Source organism: Halomicronema hongdechloris C2206, from assembly GCF_002075285.3.
GTDB lineage: Bacteria > Cyanobacteriota > Cyanobacteriia > Phormidesmidales > Phormidesmidaceae > Halomicronema_B > Halomicronema_B hongdechloris.
The window spans coordinates 2867332-2883810 of sequence record NZ_CP021983.2; the positions used below are offsets into that span (position 1 = coordinate 2867332).

General features: G+C 50.7%; 18 protein-coding genes and 1 pseudogene. 5 read left to right on the forward strand and 14 right to left on the reverse strand.

Annotated elements, in window-relative coordinates; genetic code table 11:
- Positions 1-6: 6 nt before the first annotated feature.
- From XM38_RS12945 to XM38_RS12960, 4 genes are all read right to left on the reverse strand, one after another.
- Positions 7-390, reverse strand: coding sequence for a type II toxin-antitoxin system VapC family toxin (locus XM38_RS12945; RefSeq protein ID WP_080810350.1), 384 nt, complete (start codon positions 388-390; stop codon positions 7-9).
- Positions 377-598 carry a DUF2281 domain-containing protein gene (locus XM38_RS12950; RefSeq protein ID WP_080810348.1) on the reverse strand — a complete coding sequence of 74 codons (222 nt, stop codon included), beginning with the start codon at positions 596-598 and terminating at the stop codon, positions 377-379. Before XM38_RS12950 ends, XM38_RS12945 begins: the two co-directional genes overlap by 14 nt.
- Positions 599-661: 63 nt before the next feature.
- Positions 662-1033, reverse strand: a complete 372-nt coding sequence (locus XM38_RS12955; protein ID WP_080810346.1) for a DUF1636 family protein — start codon at positions 1031-1033, stop codon at positions 662-664.
- Between the two features lie 5 nt (positions 1034-1038).
- Positions 1039-1344, reverse strand: coding sequence for a substrate-binding domain-containing protein (locus XM38_RS12960; protein ID WP_137455107.1), 306 nt, complete (start codon positions 1342-1344; stop codon positions 1039-1041).
- A 178-nt stretch (positions 1345-1522) separates the two neighbouring features.
- Here XM38_RS12960 and XM38_RS28965 point away from each other — a divergent pair.
- The 4 genes and pseudogenes from XM38_RS28965 to XM38_RS12980 all read left to right on the forward strand — a co-directional run bounded on the left by XM38_RS28965 (position 1523) and on the right by XM38_RS12980 (position 4625).
- Positions 1523-2549, forward strand: a pseudogene (locus tag XM38_RS28965) (ISAs1 family transposase).
- A gap of 85 nt (positions 2550-2634) precedes the next feature.
- The gene (locus XM38_RS12970) at positions 2635-3183 is read left to right on the forward strand and encodes an REP-associated tyrosine transposase (protein WP_080810415.1); all 549 of its coding nucleotides are present in this window, start codon (positions 2635-2637) and stop codon (positions 3181-3183) included.
- 115 nt (positions 3184-3298) lie between these two features.
- Positions 3299-4147 (forward strand): transposase, encoded by an 849-nt coding sequence (locus XM38_RS12975; RefSeq protein ID WP_225889307.1) that lies wholly within the window; start codon positions 3299-3301, stop codon positions 4145-4147.
- Between the two features lie 172 nt (positions 4148-4319).
- The gene (locus XM38_RS12980) at positions 4320-4625 is read left to right on the forward strand and encodes a thioesterase domain-containing protein (protein WP_137455108.1); all 306 of its coding nucleotides are present in this window, start codon (positions 4320-4322) and stop codon (positions 4623-4625) included.
- A gap of 126 nt (positions 4626-4751) precedes the next feature.
- Here the strand turns inward: XM38_RS12980 and XM38_RS12985 are convergent, their stop codons facing one another.
- The 10 genes from XM38_RS12985 to XM38_RS13030 form a co-directional block, all read right to left on the reverse strand.
- On the reverse strand, positions 4752-5759 hold the full coding sequence (locus tag XM38_RS12985) for a sucrase ferredoxin (protein WP_080810337.1): 1008 nt from the start codon (positions 5757-5759) through the stop codon (positions 4752-4754).
- A 93-nt stretch (positions 5760-5852) separates the two neighbouring features.
- Complete coding sequence (locus tag XM38_RS12990) at positions 5853-6875, reverse strand: ABC transporter substrate-binding protein (protein ID WP_080810335.1); 1023 nt, start codon at positions 6873-6875, stop codon at positions 5853-5855.
- 56 nt (positions 6876-6931) lie between these two features.
- Entirely contained in the window at positions 6932-9421 is a 2490-nt protein-coding gene (locus XM38_RS12995; protein WP_137455109.1) for a TonB-dependent siderophore receptor, read from the reverse strand.
- 641 nt (positions 9422-10062) lie between these two features.
- Positions 10063-10644, reverse strand: coding sequence for a Uma2 family endonuclease (locus XM38_RS13000; RefSeq protein ID WP_088430065.1), 582 nt, complete (start codon positions 10642-10644; stop codon positions 10063-10065).
- A 260-nt stretch (positions 10645-10904) separates the two neighbouring features.
- Positions 10905-11864: a helix-turn-helix domain-containing protein gene (locus XM38_RS13005; protein WP_088430067.1), complete on the reverse strand. Its 960-nt coding sequence runs from the start codon at positions 11862-11864 to the stop codon at positions 10905-10907.
- A gap of 256 nt (positions 11865-12120) precedes the next feature.
- Positions 12121-12855, reverse strand: a complete 735-nt coding sequence (locus XM38_RS13010) for a Uma2 family endonuclease (protein WP_080812085.1) — start codon at positions 12853-12855, stop codon at positions 12121-12123.
- 312 nt (positions 12856-13167) lie between these two features.
- Positions 13168-13503 carry a HEPN domain-containing protein gene (locus XM38_RS13015; RefSeq protein ID WP_080812087.1) on the reverse strand — a complete coding sequence of 112 codons (336 nt, stop codon included), beginning with the start codon at positions 13501-13503 and terminating at the stop codon, positions 13168-13170.
- Positions 13496-13816, reverse strand: a complete 321-nt coding sequence (locus XM38_RS13020) for a nucleotidyltransferase domain-containing protein (RefSeq protein WP_080812089.1) — start codon at positions 13814-13816, stop codon at positions 13496-13498. The genes XM38_RS13015 and XM38_RS13020 overlap by 8 nt, the downstream gene beginning before the upstream one ends.
- A gap of 32 nt (positions 13817-13848) precedes the next feature.
- Positions 13849-14124 carry a DUF1636 family protein gene (locus XM38_RS13025; protein WP_080812091.1) on the reverse strand — a complete coding sequence of 92 codons (276 nt, stop codon included), beginning with the start codon at positions 14122-14124 and terminating at the stop codon, positions 13849-13851.
- Positions 14125-14171: 47 nt separating this feature from the next.
- Positions 14172-15125 (reverse strand): helix-turn-helix transcriptional regulator, encoded by a 954-nt coding sequence (locus tag XM38_RS13030; RefSeq protein ID WP_080812093.1) that lies wholly within the window; start codon positions 15123-15125, stop codon positions 14172-14174.
- A 372-nt stretch (positions 15126-15497) separates the two neighbouring features.
- Between XM38_RS13030 and XM38_RS13035 the strand changes: the two genes are divergently transcribed.
- On the forward strand, positions 15498-16373 hold the full coding sequence (locus tag XM38_RS13035) for an EfeM/EfeO family lipoprotein (protein ID WP_080812095.1): 876 nt from the start codon (positions 15498-15500) through the stop codon (positions 16371-16373).
- Positions 16374-16479 lie beyond the last annotated feature (106 nt).

Sequence of the window (16479 nt, forward strand, 5' to 3'; positions counted from 1 at the left end):
CTGTTGCTACTCAGTTTGTTCCAAAATTTCAGACATGCGGTTGGCTAATTGCTGATCAAGGGTAAGCAGTTCCAGGCAAGTGACCTTTGCTGTAGCAGCAATAATAGCATCGGGTATTTTTAGGCTATATTGCCGTCGAAATTGAATCGTCATATCTTCTATGGCCTGAGTCATCGGGAGATATCGCATGATCTGGAGAATGCGAGTAATGCCCTGTACTTCAGCCTCTGTAATTCCCGGATAACTCAATAGTTCAATACGGGTTATGAAACTATGAGCGCAAATATCTAGCTCAACTGCGTGATCTTGTAAGATGCCAAGAACTATTTGATGACCTTTGAGGAGACCAATAACGATGTTGGTATCTAGCAGAAACTTACTCCCACTCACGTCGCATTGCCCTCTGAATCGCAACGGAATCTTCATTAAAGTTGGGAGAGTCTTTGAGAATACCAAAGTAGGTGGTAATGGATGAATTATTTAGATTGTCACTTGCCTGAGTTCGCTGATGTACAAACTCTGCAAAGACTAAAACTAAGTTAGCTTGGTCTTCAGGTAGGGTTTTAACCAGCTCATAAATAGTCTCTGCCGTACTCATGATGACTGTTATCCTTAATTTTTTTCTTGCCTGAACATTAACCTCCAGCATTCTTATTCTAGGTTAAACCGATGGAATCTTGGCAATGCTGGCGGATTGCAACGCCTCTGGGAAGTGCTTCCAGGGAATGGTGCCGTCGTTGCTGGCAAGATAGTGCTCACCAAACTTAAGCAAGGCTTTAGCGCTTTCGGTGGCAGGAACCTGGGTGAAGAGGTAGGTAGCTTTGTCTGGGGCAGAGAAGGCCACAGCGCAGGGGCTAGAGCAGGTCCAGAGGCAGCCGACTTCGCGAATTTCTAAATCGGCTTGATGGGGCCAAGTTTGATGAAGGATTTGAAGTTGGTTGAGCAACTTCGTTCCGTCAGATGGATCTGAGGTGTGCTCTTGCTCGGATTTTGCGTTGCAGGATTTGCAGATAAATAAGATATGTTTGGACATAGATATTACTGATCGTCTACTAGATACTTGAACAAATCATCGATGACAGCATAAGCATCTAAGATGCTATCTCCCATCCAATAGGCCGGTACTTCATAAACATTACCCTCCTTCACTGCTTGAAGTTGTAGCCAGAGCGGATCTGTCTTAAGACTCTCCAAAAGTTTCTCTGTATCTTTGGCAAATTCCGAAGTATATCCCCAAGTCCAGACAAAGATAATGTCGGCATCAAAGTTTTGAAAAAGTGTGCCTCCGCAGGCTGAAACCAGTGCGATCGCAGACTTTGTAGGGCAGGGCCATTTCATTCTCAAGGGGACCTAAAGATGCTAGAGTTTCAGGCTAATCCCAATGGTCCTAGCGTCTATGCGTCTGCCCCCTACCCCTACTACCCTCGACTCGAGGCATGAGCCTGCTGTAGAGCGCATCGAGATCCTCGAAGCCTTCGTTGCCCTGCCAGATGTCCGTCAGGCCTCTGGCAAACGACATCAGATGGCCTTATGCCTGGCGCTCTTCACCCTGGCGGTGACGGCCGGTAATCGTGGATTTCTGGCCATTGGCGACTGGCTCAAAAGCTACCGCAGCGAGTTGATTGACCTCTTCAACCCGCCCAAGGGCCGTCTTCCCTCCTACAGCACGATTCGCCGGGTGCTGCTAAAGCTAGACTATGGACAGTATTCGGCGGCCTTGGCTCGGTTCTTTGGCATTGAACCGTTAGCCGGTGAAACCTTAGCGGTGGATGGCAAAGTCTTACGCGGGTCGTATCAACTGGAGACTGACAATCCTGACTCTCCCCCTCATCCCGCCATTCTATTGGTCAGTGCTTATCTGGTGGAGCGGGGGTTGATTCTGGAGCCCTATCAGGTAGAGCACAAGACCAACGAAATCAAAGCCCTGCCCGAGTTCATTAAGCAACTGGCGCTGAAGGGGGTGGTGATAGCCTTTGATGCGATTAGCACCCAAAAAAAACTGTCAGCTCATCCTTGACACCGACAATCATTACTTGGGTGCCCTCAAAGGCAATCAGGGTAACTTGCACAAAAGCGTTCAGGCCAACTTTATCGCTGAGGACAGCTACACCGAGGTCAGTAAAGGGCATGGGCGACTGGAGAAGCGGGTCGTTAGCCTATGCACCACCCTCGATAACATCAAGCCCTGGCCAGGGCTGAAGACGCTCATTCGAGTGGAGAGTGAGCGACACTTCAAGAAGGGCGGGCAGCCTCACTTAGAAACTGAGACCCGCTACTATGTCGCCTCGTTTTTAGAATCAGCGGAATCCTTGGCTCGGCGCATTCGGGGCTATTGGGGCGTTGAAAATAAGGTACATCATATCCGGGATGTGACCCAGGGAGAAGATGCTTCGCGCATTCGTATGCACCAGTTGCCGCAAATCTTCGCCGTCGCTCGAAACTTCGCGCTCAACCTCTATCGCTCCAACGAGTTCGCCAATATGGCTCAGGCTGAACGACTCTGCAAGTTTGGTCTAGATACCCTCAAGGCCATTTTTAGAATGAAATAGCCCTGCTTTGTAGGGTGCGTTGCTGAACAGCAAACGCACCATTTTGTGGGGCATCCTAACATTAATCCTTGACCTGCCTTCTCTCATGCCCGACTATCGAAGACCTGAAATTGCAGGTGGCACCTACTTCATCACCCAAGTCACCTATCAACGCCAGCCCTGGCTGTGTCGTGAAATTGGTCGTCATGCGCTACGGACAGCTATCAATCAGGTTAGAGGCACTCGTCCTTTTGCGATTGATGCCTTTGTGCTGTTACCCGATCATTTCCACTGTCTTTGGACTTTACCTCAAAACGACAGCGATTTATCCACTCGTCTGCGTCTGATCAAAACTTATGTCACGAGGCATTATGGAACTCAGTTAGGACTTGATATAGACGTTTCAGATTCTCGCAGGAAGCGGAAGGAGCGCAATCTGTGGCAGCGTCGATTTTGGGAACATTTGATTCGAGACGACACGGATTTTGCTCAATATTGTGATTATATTCATTACAATCCAGTGCATCATCAGTTGTGCCAAGTGCCAACAGAATGGCAATTTTCAAGTGTGCATCGATTGATTATTGAAGGGATTTATCCGCCCAATTGGGGTGACTACCCAGTTGAGTTTGGGCTGGAGGGGCGATGGCAGTGATGGTGCGTTTGCTTGTCGCAACGCACCCTACAAGATCCGCGATCGCACTAAATTAAACCTTATCGGAAATTGAGCCGATAGAATCAATATCAGGAGCATCGACCAGGGATATGCCATGAAAGTGACCTATGCCGAGTTGCGGAGCAAACCTCGCACCCTCTGCAGTTTGACTGGACTGAGAGGGTCCGAGTTTGAGGCACTGTTGCCGAGCTTCGGCGATGCCTGGGATGACTTTGTGCGAGAGACCTTTGAGCGCGCAGGGCGTAAACGAGCCGTGGGAGCGGGTCGTAAAGCGCACCTGAAGACGCTGGAAGATAAATTGCTGTTCATCCTGATGTACTTTCGCCTCTATCCCACTCAGGCGGTGCAAGGCTTTCTCTTTGGCATGAGCCAGGCGCAAGCGAATCAATGGATTCACCGCCTCACGGGGGTGTTAAACCAGGCCCTCGGCTACCAGCAGCAACTGCCGGAGCGAGAACCGGCGAAGCTGGAGAGCATCCTCCAACCCTGTCCGAGTTTAGAGTTCATGATCGATGGCAGCGAACGTCGCATCAATCGCCCCAAAGATCAGACCGACCGCAAGACATATTACAGCGGTAAGCGGCAGGCTCATAGCGTCAAGAACGTGGTGGTTCACGATCGTAAGGGCAAGGTGCACTATCTGAGTGACACCTATGAAGGCAAGAAGCACGACAAGGCGATCGCGGACGAGAAGGACTTACGATTCCCGGAGGGCAGTACGTTATGGCAGGATAGGGGGTTTCAAGGCTTTGCCCCAGCGGGGGTGACGATTCAGCCACCGAAGAAGAAACCCCGCAAGCGCTCTCTCAGTACGATTGAGAAGATGAATAACCAAAAACATTGCCAGCATTCGTGTGGAAGTCAAACACCACATTGGAGGTATCAAACGGTGTCAAATTTTGGTGCAGCCGTTTCGCAATTGGGTCGACCATTACATCGATGACGTGATGGAAACGGCCTGCGGGTTACACAATTTCCGCTTGACTTATCGGAAAATGCAAAGTGACGCTTTAAGCCAAGCTGCTTAGTTTCCAAAGAATTGGGAGAGATGCTGACTCACAACAATCTCTCCCCTATTTCCGATAAAGTCTATTATTTCTTGAAGCAAAACGAAGATGGCAAACCTTGTGCCTGCAGATATTGGGAATCAACAACTTCTTTGTTTTGTAAAAGTTTTTAAGAGTAATGTTAGAGCCATGTCTGAATATATACCTCAGGTTTATCCAAGTCAAATTTTCCTTTTCAGAGCCAGCGACGGCATCTCTAGAGAGTTTGATAGTCAAACCTTGGGTTGGGGAGAACTTTGTTGTGGACCATTAGAGATTTTAGATATTCCAGGTGATCATTACACAATGCTTCATCTACCTCATGTTCAAGTACTAGCAGAAAGATTAATATATTGCCTTGGTCAAGTTAAATAAAGGGCTCAAATGCGGAGGGAATCTGAAACTCGTTCACACTATAATTATGGTCATATATCTGGAATGGAATTTATATTACGAGAATACGCAAGCCTCCTTGAACAGCTTTTTTGACCATGAGTACTTTTACACAACTTTATTCAAACGACTGACTCGATACTGCTTCACCTCCCACAGTGGTTTATCCTTGCCTGAACTCCACATCGTTTTGACGGTGCCGCTAACCTCCACACGGGCTTCGTAAGTGCCCGATACCCTGCCTTCATGAGAATTGAAGTCAATACGAACCTCGGCCCAGTCGGGGTAATACTCGTCTGACTCATCCATAGCCAACACCTGACTCACTTTGGCATAATGGAACCAGTTCCATCCCTCCTGCATCCACATTTCTCGCTCAGCAATTTGCTCGACCTGACTCAATCCAGCCCAACCCTGATAATAGTCATAGAGGTCGGCAACTGGTCCACGGCGATACACCAACAGGTCTAATACCTCTAGCTCTAAGTGGCCCCAGTAACGTCCTTCTGGGAAGTCGACCAGAGTGGGAGCGAAGTTGTGGGGACCGAGATGAGTGCACCGCCAGACTCGCAATTTGCCTCCAGAATTCGCCGCGTGTTCAGAGCGGAGCTGGCGATATAGAGGATAACCAAATCGTCCACAGGCAACATCGTAGCTCCCATGGGTACACAACATCATCTCCCGAATGTCTTCTGTTTCTTGGCGACTGCTCTCAAACTGAGGCAATAAATCGGGTTGCTGGAGTAACGCCAGGACAACCGTAACTACTTGCTCGTCTGGAACGACAAACTCTTGTTTCTCAAACTGAACAAAGCCTTCTTCGGAAGGTCGCCGATAGTATAGTATGCGGGTATAGTTAGGCTGAGAGTATTGACAATCAGGTGCAATCGCCATTGCCCTCAAGCTGAGACCTTGCTCCTTCTTGAGCTGAGTGGCCAGATCGGCAATCGGTTGAAATTGGGGCTGAGCCTGCCAGAACTCTATGGGCCAGGGTTCTGGGACTTCAATAAATAGGAAGGCGTCGTAGTTTCCAGCAGATCCAATTGGATCTTCGCCGTTCGCTTTAGAAACTTCACAGCAGTAACAGAAATTAGTTAGAATCTCAGCTTTGGTCATAACTCCTTTTGAGTGATTAGTGATTGTTCATTAGATTGACTGTTAGTCAAGTGACTATGGGTAAAAAACAACAAACAACATTACATCCTTGATCTATTCCTTTTCCCCAACCAGGTACTTAAACAAGTCGTCGACAACAGCATTGGCAGCCAGTGGACCATCCCCAATCCAATAGCCTGGAACCTCGTAAACCTTACCTTGTTTCACCACCGCTAGTTGCGACCAGAGCGGATCTGCTTTCAGCCTCTTCAAAGCACTGTTTGCTTGCTGAGCTTGCTCAGCATTATAGCCATAGGTCCACACAAACATGGCATCCCCATCTAGATCGTGGATTCGTTCCTTGCTGATGTCCTGTTGACCTCCCATCTGATTCTGGTATGCCGGACGAGATACCCCAGCATCTGCCAAGATAGTTCCACAAAATGAGTCTTTGAGATAGACTACGATCTGATTTGGATAAATACGGACTATTGAAACCTCAAGCTGATTCAGGCGCTCGCCCATCTGATCTTTAAACGCTTCGAGTCGAGCATAGTAGTCAGTTATCATCTGCTTTGCCACGTCTATCCTATCCAGTGTCTCCGCATACTGCATAAGCCTTTCTTTCCATTTATCACTATGTTCAAATGGGAAAATAACTGTTGGGGCAATTTTCGATAAAGTGTCATAATTTTCCTTAAGCCCATCTCGGTAGCTCAAGATAAAATCGGGCTTGAGTTGCAGAATCTTTTCTAGATTCGGGATATTCACACTACCAACATTTTCAATCCCCTTAGTTTTGTCCTTTAAATGGGGAAAATCAGCCTCTAACTCGTCGCTACCGACTGGTTTTATACCCAAAGACAAGACGTAATCTAATCCTCCTAGAACAACGACTCGTTGTAGATTATTGGGAACGCACGTTTCCCCCATCGCATGTTTAACAATATGGCAGTCCGATACTGGTAATGAGGGTTGATGGGAAGAAGAGTTTTGGGAAAACGTTCCACTGCAAGCTGAGATGAGAAGAAACATAGCTATTGCTGACAAAACATGTCGCAGCCTTCCAGGAACATTACAACCATTTCCTGAAAGTATTTTTCTCAAATTGCCAATACTTGGTGTCTGATCAATCATTCGTTAGTCCATCAACTTTTCATTTGCTCTTCACTTTACTTGGAACTAACGTCGGATTAAAACCTGACTGAAACAGAACCAGTAACCGACAAAGGCTCTCCTTGAGGCAGGCGCGCTCTATCTGAAGCAGATACAATAAATCTCTCGTCAAAGAGATTATCAATCGTTAATCTAAATGTCCAATTTTCTACTTGGTAAGCTGCCCCCAAATCAACTCGTACAAAACTAGGTACTGTGAAACTATTGGCAGTATCTCCAGCTCGTTCGCCAACATACACTAAACCTGCCCCTAAACTTAAGCCATTTAAGGCACCTTGAGTAAACTCATACTCGCCGTAAAGTCCGAGACTGTTTCGAGGGCTATTGAGGAAACGGTTACCTTCTAGATCTGGTTCACCGTCGATAATTTCTGCTTCAAATAGGTTAGTGTAGGCTAGGATTACCCTAAAGTTATCGGTGATTTGACCAGCAATGTCTAATTCTACCCCTCGGCTACGCACATCTCCAACTGGAATGACGAAGTTGGGATCAATTGGATCAGTCTCTGCAATATTGGTTTGAGTCAAGTCAAACAGGGCTGTGGTGAGACTTAGTCGATTATCGAATAGATTAACCTTGCCACCAATCTCGAATTGCGTAGCTCGCCTAGGCTCAATAAATTCACCGTCTATAGTTTCACCAAACTGAGGTTCGGTTGATTGGCTGAAACTGCCATAAATAGAAGCCGAATCACTCAACATGTAGAGTAAACCAACACTAGGTGCGACAAAATCGTCGTCTTGAAAGACCTCGTCACTAATGCCATCTTTATTTTCAAACTGGCCATAACGCAGCCCAGCCAATAAACGGAAACGCCCCAATGTTATGAAGTCCTGAATATAGATGCCCCAATCGTTACTAATGTTATTAATTGGTATAGGGTCACCTAAAGGCGGTAGCGGGAAGTCAAAGGTGGGATTAGCAACGTCAATGATTGGGAAGTCAGACCCAAGCCTAAGTGGGAAGTCAGTCTCTGATCTGTTATACTCAGCGCCTGCTAGTAACTGGTGTTCAGAAGCTCCAATTTCAAAATCCCCTCTAATTTCACCACGTAAATTAGCCTGATTAAAATCATCTAAAATCTGACCCACAAACAGCGGCAGTTCATTGTTGGCGTTAACATTGATAGTTATTGCAGAAGGATCTAATTCTCGGCGAGTGTCGAAATATTGCCCACTTAGGGCAATTGACCATTGTTCACTAATAGGTTGATCAAAGTAGGCAGCAACTCGAAAGTGGCGATTAATATCGCTATTACGAGGGTCAGTGAAACTGCGATCAAAGAAGAATTCTCCATCAAAGAATTTAGCACCAGTTGTACCATCTTTTTCTAGCCGAAAATATTCAGCTTCGAGGGTGAGAGATCCTCCTCCTCCGGTTAACCAGGTCAATGCAGGAGCAACAAAAATTCGATCATCTTCAATATTGGGGACGAAAGAGTTAGACTCTTGGAATGCGAGATTGAGCCGATACAGTAGATTCTGATTTTGAGTTAGTGGTCCTGTCAAGTCCACTTCTCCACGATAGAAATCAAAGCTCCCAGCTTCAAAACTAATATCGTAACTAGGGGTATCTTCAGGCCTCTCAGTGATGTAATTGACGACACCACCAGGTGTTCCTGGACCGAAGAGTAGAGAAGAAAATCCCTTCAGAATTTCAATGCGTTCAATATTAGCTAGATCTCTGACCAAGAAGCGAGGGTTATCCCGTAAACCATTCACGAAGGTTTGTCGTTGGACATCAAATCCACGAATTGTAAATTGAGGAGTGTTTCCCGAAGCACCTTCCTGCCCTCCTTGAATCACACCGCTAATATAGGGGGCTAATTCTTCCCCTCGTCTGGCGGCTCGATCTTGAATTAGCTCTTCAGTAATGACCCCAATGGAGGCTGGCGTTTCTAGTAGGGGAATGTTTAGTCTAGTGCCTGTAGTAGCATTGGACGTACGGTAGCCCTCTTGCTCCCCCGTCACCACAATCTCGATCGCATCATCAGCATCATCGACCTGGGCGATGCCTGGCACGACAGTCCAGACCAAATTACCGGCTTCGGCACTCACGGTCGCTTCCGGTGGCGCATCGGTGCCCATAATCGCTACTTGAATGCGATCCTGGCCCACAGCCGTCACTGACACCCGGGCAATGCCTGCAGCTGGGTCGGTTGCCTGAAACTCGTCTCCCTCTGGCAGGGCCAGCACCGCATTGGGAATCTCTGCCACGAGGGCATTGCCTACGGTTTCTGTGGTCGGAACAGACAAATCTCCGTCAGCGGTCTCCAATATTACTTGCAAACCAGTCTCGCTGCTTTCAACCCGCACGCCGGTAATTTCGATGATCGCCGCTTCAATTTGAGCGACCCACTCGGTAACAGTGGTGGCGGGGGGTGGGGTAGAGGGGTGTTGGCGGAGCCTGCCCGAAGGGCTTAGGGGTGATGGGGTGGTGGGGTGATGGGGTGATGGGGTGGTGGGTATTTGAGAGGTGCCCCTCTCGTTGGTATTTGACTCGCCCACTTGCCCACTTGCCCGCTCGCCTAGGTCATTTCCTGTGGCGGGTTGTGCCCAACCGAGGGCCACTAGCGTCGTCAGGCTCAGGGTGCTGGCTAGGGCATAGGAACACTGGACTAGGCCTGTTATGGAATGCGATCGCATAATTCAACCTCCTCACACCGTTGGCAAATCAAATGCAAATAACTTGCATTAATGTGGGGACAATAATATCGACATTCAGCCGTTGCTGCGAATCCCAGACGGAATTTTTGTGAATCCAGGCGGGAGTTTTTGGTGCTGGGGAGGACGGAGAGCGGCGGACGGAGAGCGGCGGACGGAAAAGGGGGGTGGGGTGATGAGCAACGGGGATTTACTCCCATCTGTGGGGTTGGTTGATTAATCGGTGCGATCGCACCGTTGACTGGTTCGGCCCGAGAGGATATTTGGAAAGTACTCTGCAACCTTGCTCCAGCCTGGATTCTGGCCGACGGAACCATATACTCTAAAACGCCTACCTTACAGGCCGTTCAGCCGCGTTTTCAAATGTCCTCTGAAGGTGCTGCCGAGATCCTGGAGAGTCCTCAGGTTCTGTCTGGGGAAGCGGTTTGGCCCGGGTTCGAGTGACCCCTAGCGTCGATTTGGTAACATACTGCTGTCTTAAACCATTACTGCGCCCCGGCTGCAAATAGGGCGCTGGGCGTTAGGTCCAGAGTGCTCAATTGCCGAGAGGGCACTGGCTCTTCCCCCGTGGCGGTGCCCAGTTCAGTATAGGTGTCACCTTCCAGAGTTAGCACTAATACCGTCTGCGCTTGGGGGTCAACAATCCAGTACTCCGGGATGCCCACATCTTGATATTGCAGGCGTTTGGCCACATAATCCCGCTGCCATTGCAATTCCCCTGGGCTGACGACCTCCACCACCAGCAACGGCGGCGACATGGTCAGCCGAATGGTGTTGCGCTGGGCCAACAGGGACACATGCTCGTCTCGAATAAGCGTCAAATCTGGGTAGCGATTTTTCGGTTCGCCCCGCACCTCCAACTCTAAGCCATGCCCCCGCACCCGATCGGTTCCTAGTCGCAGGGCAAAGGTTAAAAATAGTCGATTGGCGATTTGCACATTGCATCCAGACTCTGGTGGCACGGCAATCAATTCTCCATTAAAGAGTTCATAGAGCCGGTCAGTGCCATCGTCGTAGGCGAGATACTCCTCAAAGGTTTGAAATCGGGCGCTGAGCTGTTGAACCATGATCTGTATTGGGCAGGGGATTGCTTTAAACCTACTTTAGATGAGTGATGGGGTGTTGGGGTGATGGGGTGTTGGCGGAGCCTGCGCGGAGCGCATAGGGGTGATGGGGTGATGGGGTGATGGGGTGATGGGCAAGCTCTTCACCCTTCGACTGCGCTCAGGGCAAGCTCTTCACCCTTCACTCTTCACCCTTCACTTTCCACTCCCCCACTCCCCCACTCCCCCACTCCCCCACTCCCTCACTCCCTCACTCCCCACCCTCATCCCTGCCGCAAGTACTGCCCCGGATTGATGCCAAACTTCTTGCGAAAGGCGCGGGCGAAGGAGCTACGGCTGGCGAAGCCGACGGTGTGGGCCACGCCGGTGACGGTTTTGGTCCCCTGCTGCAGCAGTTGGCGGGCATAGTCTAGCCGGTAGTGGTGCAGGTAGCCGAAGACGGTAGTGCCGAAGACCTGACGAAAGCCCCGTTTCAGGGCACATTCATTCAGGTGAATCTGCCGGGCCAGTTCCGCCAGGGTCGGGGGGTTATTGAAGTGCCGCAGCAGAATATCGCGGGCCTGGTGAATGCGCTCGATGTCGGCGGGTTTGAGGTTAATTGAGGGGCCAGGGGGCTGCTGCTGGCTCAGTGCATCATGCAGGCACAGGGTCAGCAGTTCCCAGGCTTTACTTTCCAGATAGAGCTGCTTAATCACCCCAGTGTAAGGGCAATGCAATATCTGGTGCAGCACCATCTGCATGGGGGCAGTCATGGTGCCAAACTGACTGTAGTAAAGTTGCTGGGGCGAGCGCAGCAGCTCCGGTAGGGGCAGCGCCCGAGAGCCGAGCCACTGGCTCAAGCGCTCTGGGTCGATGTGCAGGCTGAGCCAGGCGTGGGGATGCTCGGCCGGCTTAATCGAGGTACCCCCCGGGGCGAGACCACTGCCGTAGAGGCCATAGCACTTGGGGCCCAGGGGTGGATCGGTGTAGGCTCCTTCTAAGTAAAAGGTGCACTCCACCGGATGGGGACGCTCTTCAGCAGTGGTCATCACCTGATGCCGTAGTTGGTAGCGGGCGATGTCCATCTGGACCCCGTCTCGCAGCTCAATCGAGTGTTGATACCCCTGGCCGAGACTCTCCGGATAGTGCCATTTCTCTTCAAAGTCTCCTGTCGCCCCTGTTGCGGCGGTGGCGCTGGCTTGAATCAGCTCGTGGTAGTCGCGCTGGGAAAGGGTCAGGGCCATGGAAGAGAGGCTGCGATCGCACCAGTTCGATAACCTATCCTTAAAACAATACCTTAATTGAGATCAACTCTCAATACTTCGTCACGTTACCTTGGCCAGCCATGCCTCACGGCCAGATAACCGGGATGCGATCGCGCTGCGAGTAACTATCATCGCGCCGTGAGTTAGTAAATCTTTGGGTCGGAGGTCCTCAACCCGGAACCGTCTGACCCAGAATATCTGGCAGATTAACAGTTGGTTGACTGGGTGTTGAGATCTAAGTGTCTGACAGTTCTTCCGGATCGATGCCGCGAGCTTTGAGCATAGCCGCTAACCGTTCTGCCCGTTGGCGTTCCTGCTCGGCTCGCTGGCGCTCTTGCTCGGCTCGCTGGCGTTCTTGCTCGGCTTTTTCATCTCCCGTCAGCAACATATTTCCTTGAGCATCGCACCAGCGCAGCCAGGTATCGTGCCGCCCTTCAAATTCTCCCTGCCAGAGGGTGAGGCCAATCCCCATCGGTTCTAGCCAGTGTTCCGACAGTTCGGCATAATGCAGCCCCCGCAGTTCATAGAGGTATAGCGGGTTTTCCCCCAACTGCCTGGCTGGGTCATAGACGACGTAGTAGCCCACTCGCATTTGAGCATAGGTTTGGAGCTTACTGGTCAGCTCATTGCCAACCCGGTTGGAGACAACTTCCAGCACCACTTCCGGCGGTTTACCAAAATTCCACACCAGATAGCAACGGTTGGGCTTCTCCCACCACGCTTCGGGTACCTGTACGTCTAAACTGATGAAGACATCGGGCACCACTGCGGGCTGGTTCACCGCGTGATAGATGCCAACGTTTGCTTCAGCGAGAAAAGTAGAGCCCCTCAGAGAGCTGTAGAGACTACTGACCAGCAACCGCTGCTGCTTGGCTGAGGCGAAATTGTCCACCGGCGTATCATCCTCAGTGATGAGTAGATTAGCATCCGGAAATGTGACCTCATCGGTCGTGGCGAGTGGATTGCTCATGAGATTTCTGCCGTTGCCAGAACCAACCTCATTGTATTCGCTTTGCTGGAGCGACTCGGCAAAAGAGGGGCTGTGCGATCGCAACACGAGTTACTCACAGTTAACTCGTCCCTTGTCGACAAGGCAGACAGAGGTGCGATCGCAAGGGCTAGTCCTGAGTGCCCTTTCTAGTATGGCACCCACGCTGCTTAGACCGATGGAATTTTGGCGACTTGTGCGGATTGCAGTGCTTCGGGAAACTGCTTCCAGGGGATGTCGCCGTTCTGGCTGTTGCGGTAGACTTCGCCGAAGTAGGATGAGATTAGATATGACCTATTGCTCCGGTAACCGTTGAGTCACAAATTTCAATACCAATACGGCTTCTGTTGCGTAGGGAGTCAAGATATCTGCTGCTTCTTGCAGGCTTTGAAAATCAGGTTTAGAAGACGAACAGAGCCCTAGTAAAACATCCAAATCGTGAGTTTTTACAAACGCTATGTTTTGAGATGCCAAATAGGCCTTCAGCGCCTTTTCTGCGGACTGCTGGCAATGATAAACCACCGCATCGAGCAACGACTCCTCATTATCAAGCAGTACTTGGGCTACTTTCAAGTCTCGCTGAGACTTGATCAACCACTGCTGAGTTTCTTCGTATTGGGCATCATTCATATAAAACTTTACCCTGACGGAGAGCTTGACCGACTAACGAGCTTGACACGCTGGCTTGACGATCTACTTCTGCACGAGTCATGACCAGGATGTCTTTCGGAATGCCCATCCCGCGTAGTGCCCTATGGGCCTTGCGCGCCCGCCGATAGCGAGGCTCGTCAGACTCAGAGAGTATTACCAATAAGTCAATATCGCTATCTTTGGTTGGCTCTCCGTAGGCATAAGAGCCAAATAAAATAATTTGCTCTGGTTTGAGTGCAGCGACTAACCGCTGAGTCATCTGCTCTAGTAAGTCCAGGGTCAGTTGGGGCACAGGGTGAACTCATTCAGAGACTCTCAACTATTCTACACCGCTGGGATTTTGGCGACTTGTGCGGACTGCAGCGCTTCAGGAAATTGGCGACCGGGAATGGATTCGCCATCGTGTTGACGATAGAGTTCGACAAATTGAAGTAACGCCTCGGCACTTTCAACAGTTGGCAAATCAGGCAAATTGGTGAATAAATAGGTCGGTCGATTGACGGCCTTGCTCAAAAGAACTGCTCCAGTTACGCATCCTTTCAAAGGCATCGGGCTGCTCGATCGTTTGGTTTTTGGCCGGGTCAGCGTCCCATAGTTCATCCCAGTCCTGCGCAGAAAGAATTAGCGGCATAGCCTTGACCTCCCATTTATCCTCGCCGTCGTCGTAAATACACCCCCGGGTTCACCCCAAACTTGCGCCGGAATGCGGCGGCAAAATGGCCGCGATTGGCAAAGCCGACGGCGTGAGCCGCCTGGGTCACGTTCATGTCTCCTGATTCCAGCAGTTGCCGTGATCGCTCCAGCCGCTGCTGGTGCAGGTAGCCGAAGACCGTGGTACCAAACACCTGACGAAAGCCGACTTTGAGTTTGTGATCATTGATGCCAATGGCGCGGGCCAGTTCGATCAGAGAGGGCGGGTTTAACAATCGTCGATGCAGCAGGTTACTGGCATAGTGAATGCGCTCCACATCGTCGGGGGTCAGGCGGTAGGCACTCTGGGGAGCATCGTTGCCGGACTGTAGCGTCTCAATCAGCAGCACCATCAACTCCCAGACCTTACTTTCTAGATAAAGGCGCTGGGTCAGCCCTTGAAAGGGACAGTTCAAGATTTGCTGCACCGTCATTTGCATGGCTGCGGTGGGAGCACCGGAGTGTTCGTAGAACTTTTCATCCGGTAAGCGCAATAGCAGGTTTAGGGCCTGGGGAGTGTCTCCCAGCCACCGTTGCAGCACCTCGGGATCAATATGGACGTTGATGCGGAGTATGCGATCGCAACTGGGAATGCGCCAGGGGTCGCCCGGAGCCAGGCCACTGCCGTAGAAGTGATAGCGCTGCTGCCGTCGCCCCGCCAGGCTGATCTGCTCAAAGGTGTATTCGACCGGGTGGATGCGATCGCAATGCTGCATGACCAGATCGTCTTGAAAACAAGAGTCCTCAATCACCAGGTCGATGCCATCGCGCAGCGAGAGGTCACGGCGCACTCCCTGGCCTAAAGCGGAGGAAAACGCACACACCCAATTTAAGGTGTCCTCACTGAAGCAATCGGACACCGATTCCTGTAACAGCTCCCAGTAATCTGCCTGGGACAGCGTGATCGTCATAGCATTACCCACCGTGAGCCATCGTGGCTAGTCATCGTACGACAATACACCAATTGCAAATCACTCTCAAACACAACGTTACGCCAGACCGGCTCCATCGCGATGCAATAGCCCTTTCGGTCCGGTTAGGCCATCGACCCGTGAGTCGGCTTCAGCAGCTTAGCTTGAATACGAGATCGATGCAGCGGAGAGGTCGCCAGGCATGGGCCGATATTTTTTTATCCACGACTTATTGAAAGCCAAAGTCAATAGACTATAATGCTCAGCAAGCATTTACGGGCTCCGTTTGCGGCGATACGCCTGCCTCCAGGCATTCGCCGTGTCAATTAACGGGTTGCCTAGTGCTACTGGTTGTTACTCCAAATCATCTCCATGAAGACTCTCTTGCGCAACGTGCTCCTGAGCTTACTAGCCACACTCTGCATTGTTGGCACTGCCTCCTACACCCAGCAAGCCGTTTCCTCCCCGAGTGCTACCGCCCAGGCTCAACTCGCCCAGGCAGCTGACGATCCCTACGCCGAGCAGATCGACATGGGCGTTGCCTATTTCCGCGAAAAAGCGGCTGAGCAGCTAGCGCTGGTCAAAGACTTTCTGGCTGTCCTCGCAACTGGAGACCTAGAAGCCGCCAAAGCCGCTTACATCGAAGCTCGCCCCCCTTACGAACAAATTGAAGTTCTTGCCGCCAGCTTCGAGCAAGAAGATTCCGATATTGATGCGCGTCCCTACTCCTTCGAGCAGGGGGAAGCTTCGCCTGACTTTATCAGCTTTCACCGCATCGAAGCCCTACTATTTCGTGACGGTGACGTCGCCGCGGCCATTCCCTATGCGGAAGGGTTAGTTGCCAGTGTAGAATCGCTGATTGACAAACTCAACGACCCCTCCAACTTCAATTCATCGCTCAATTTTGAAGGCATTATTGGCCTGGCCACAGAAATTCCAGCCAAGAAGATTTCCAGCGAAGAAGAGACGTGGTCTGACCAGAGCCTTTTGATTTTCAAAAACAATTGGATTGGGATCTACAGCCAGGTCCAGCCATTTGAAACGGTACTCAGTGCTGAGATCATGACCGACGTTGATGCTGCCTACAAGGCCTGTATGGATGCAATTGCGCCCTTCTACCCCGATGGGCAGGTTGCTGCCATGCCTTACAGTTCACTCAGCACTGCTGATCGTAAGCGCATCAGCGAGGCCAGCTATCAGTTTAGAAATGCCTTGATCGAAGCGGCCGAGTCCCTAGGCTTGGCGTAGTAGAGAGCTCACGCCTGACACCTGGGCGGTATTGGGCGCATTGAGTATCGGCCAGTGAGCACCTCGGCAGTTCACAGCTATTCCGGTAAACAGCGTCTAATATTGG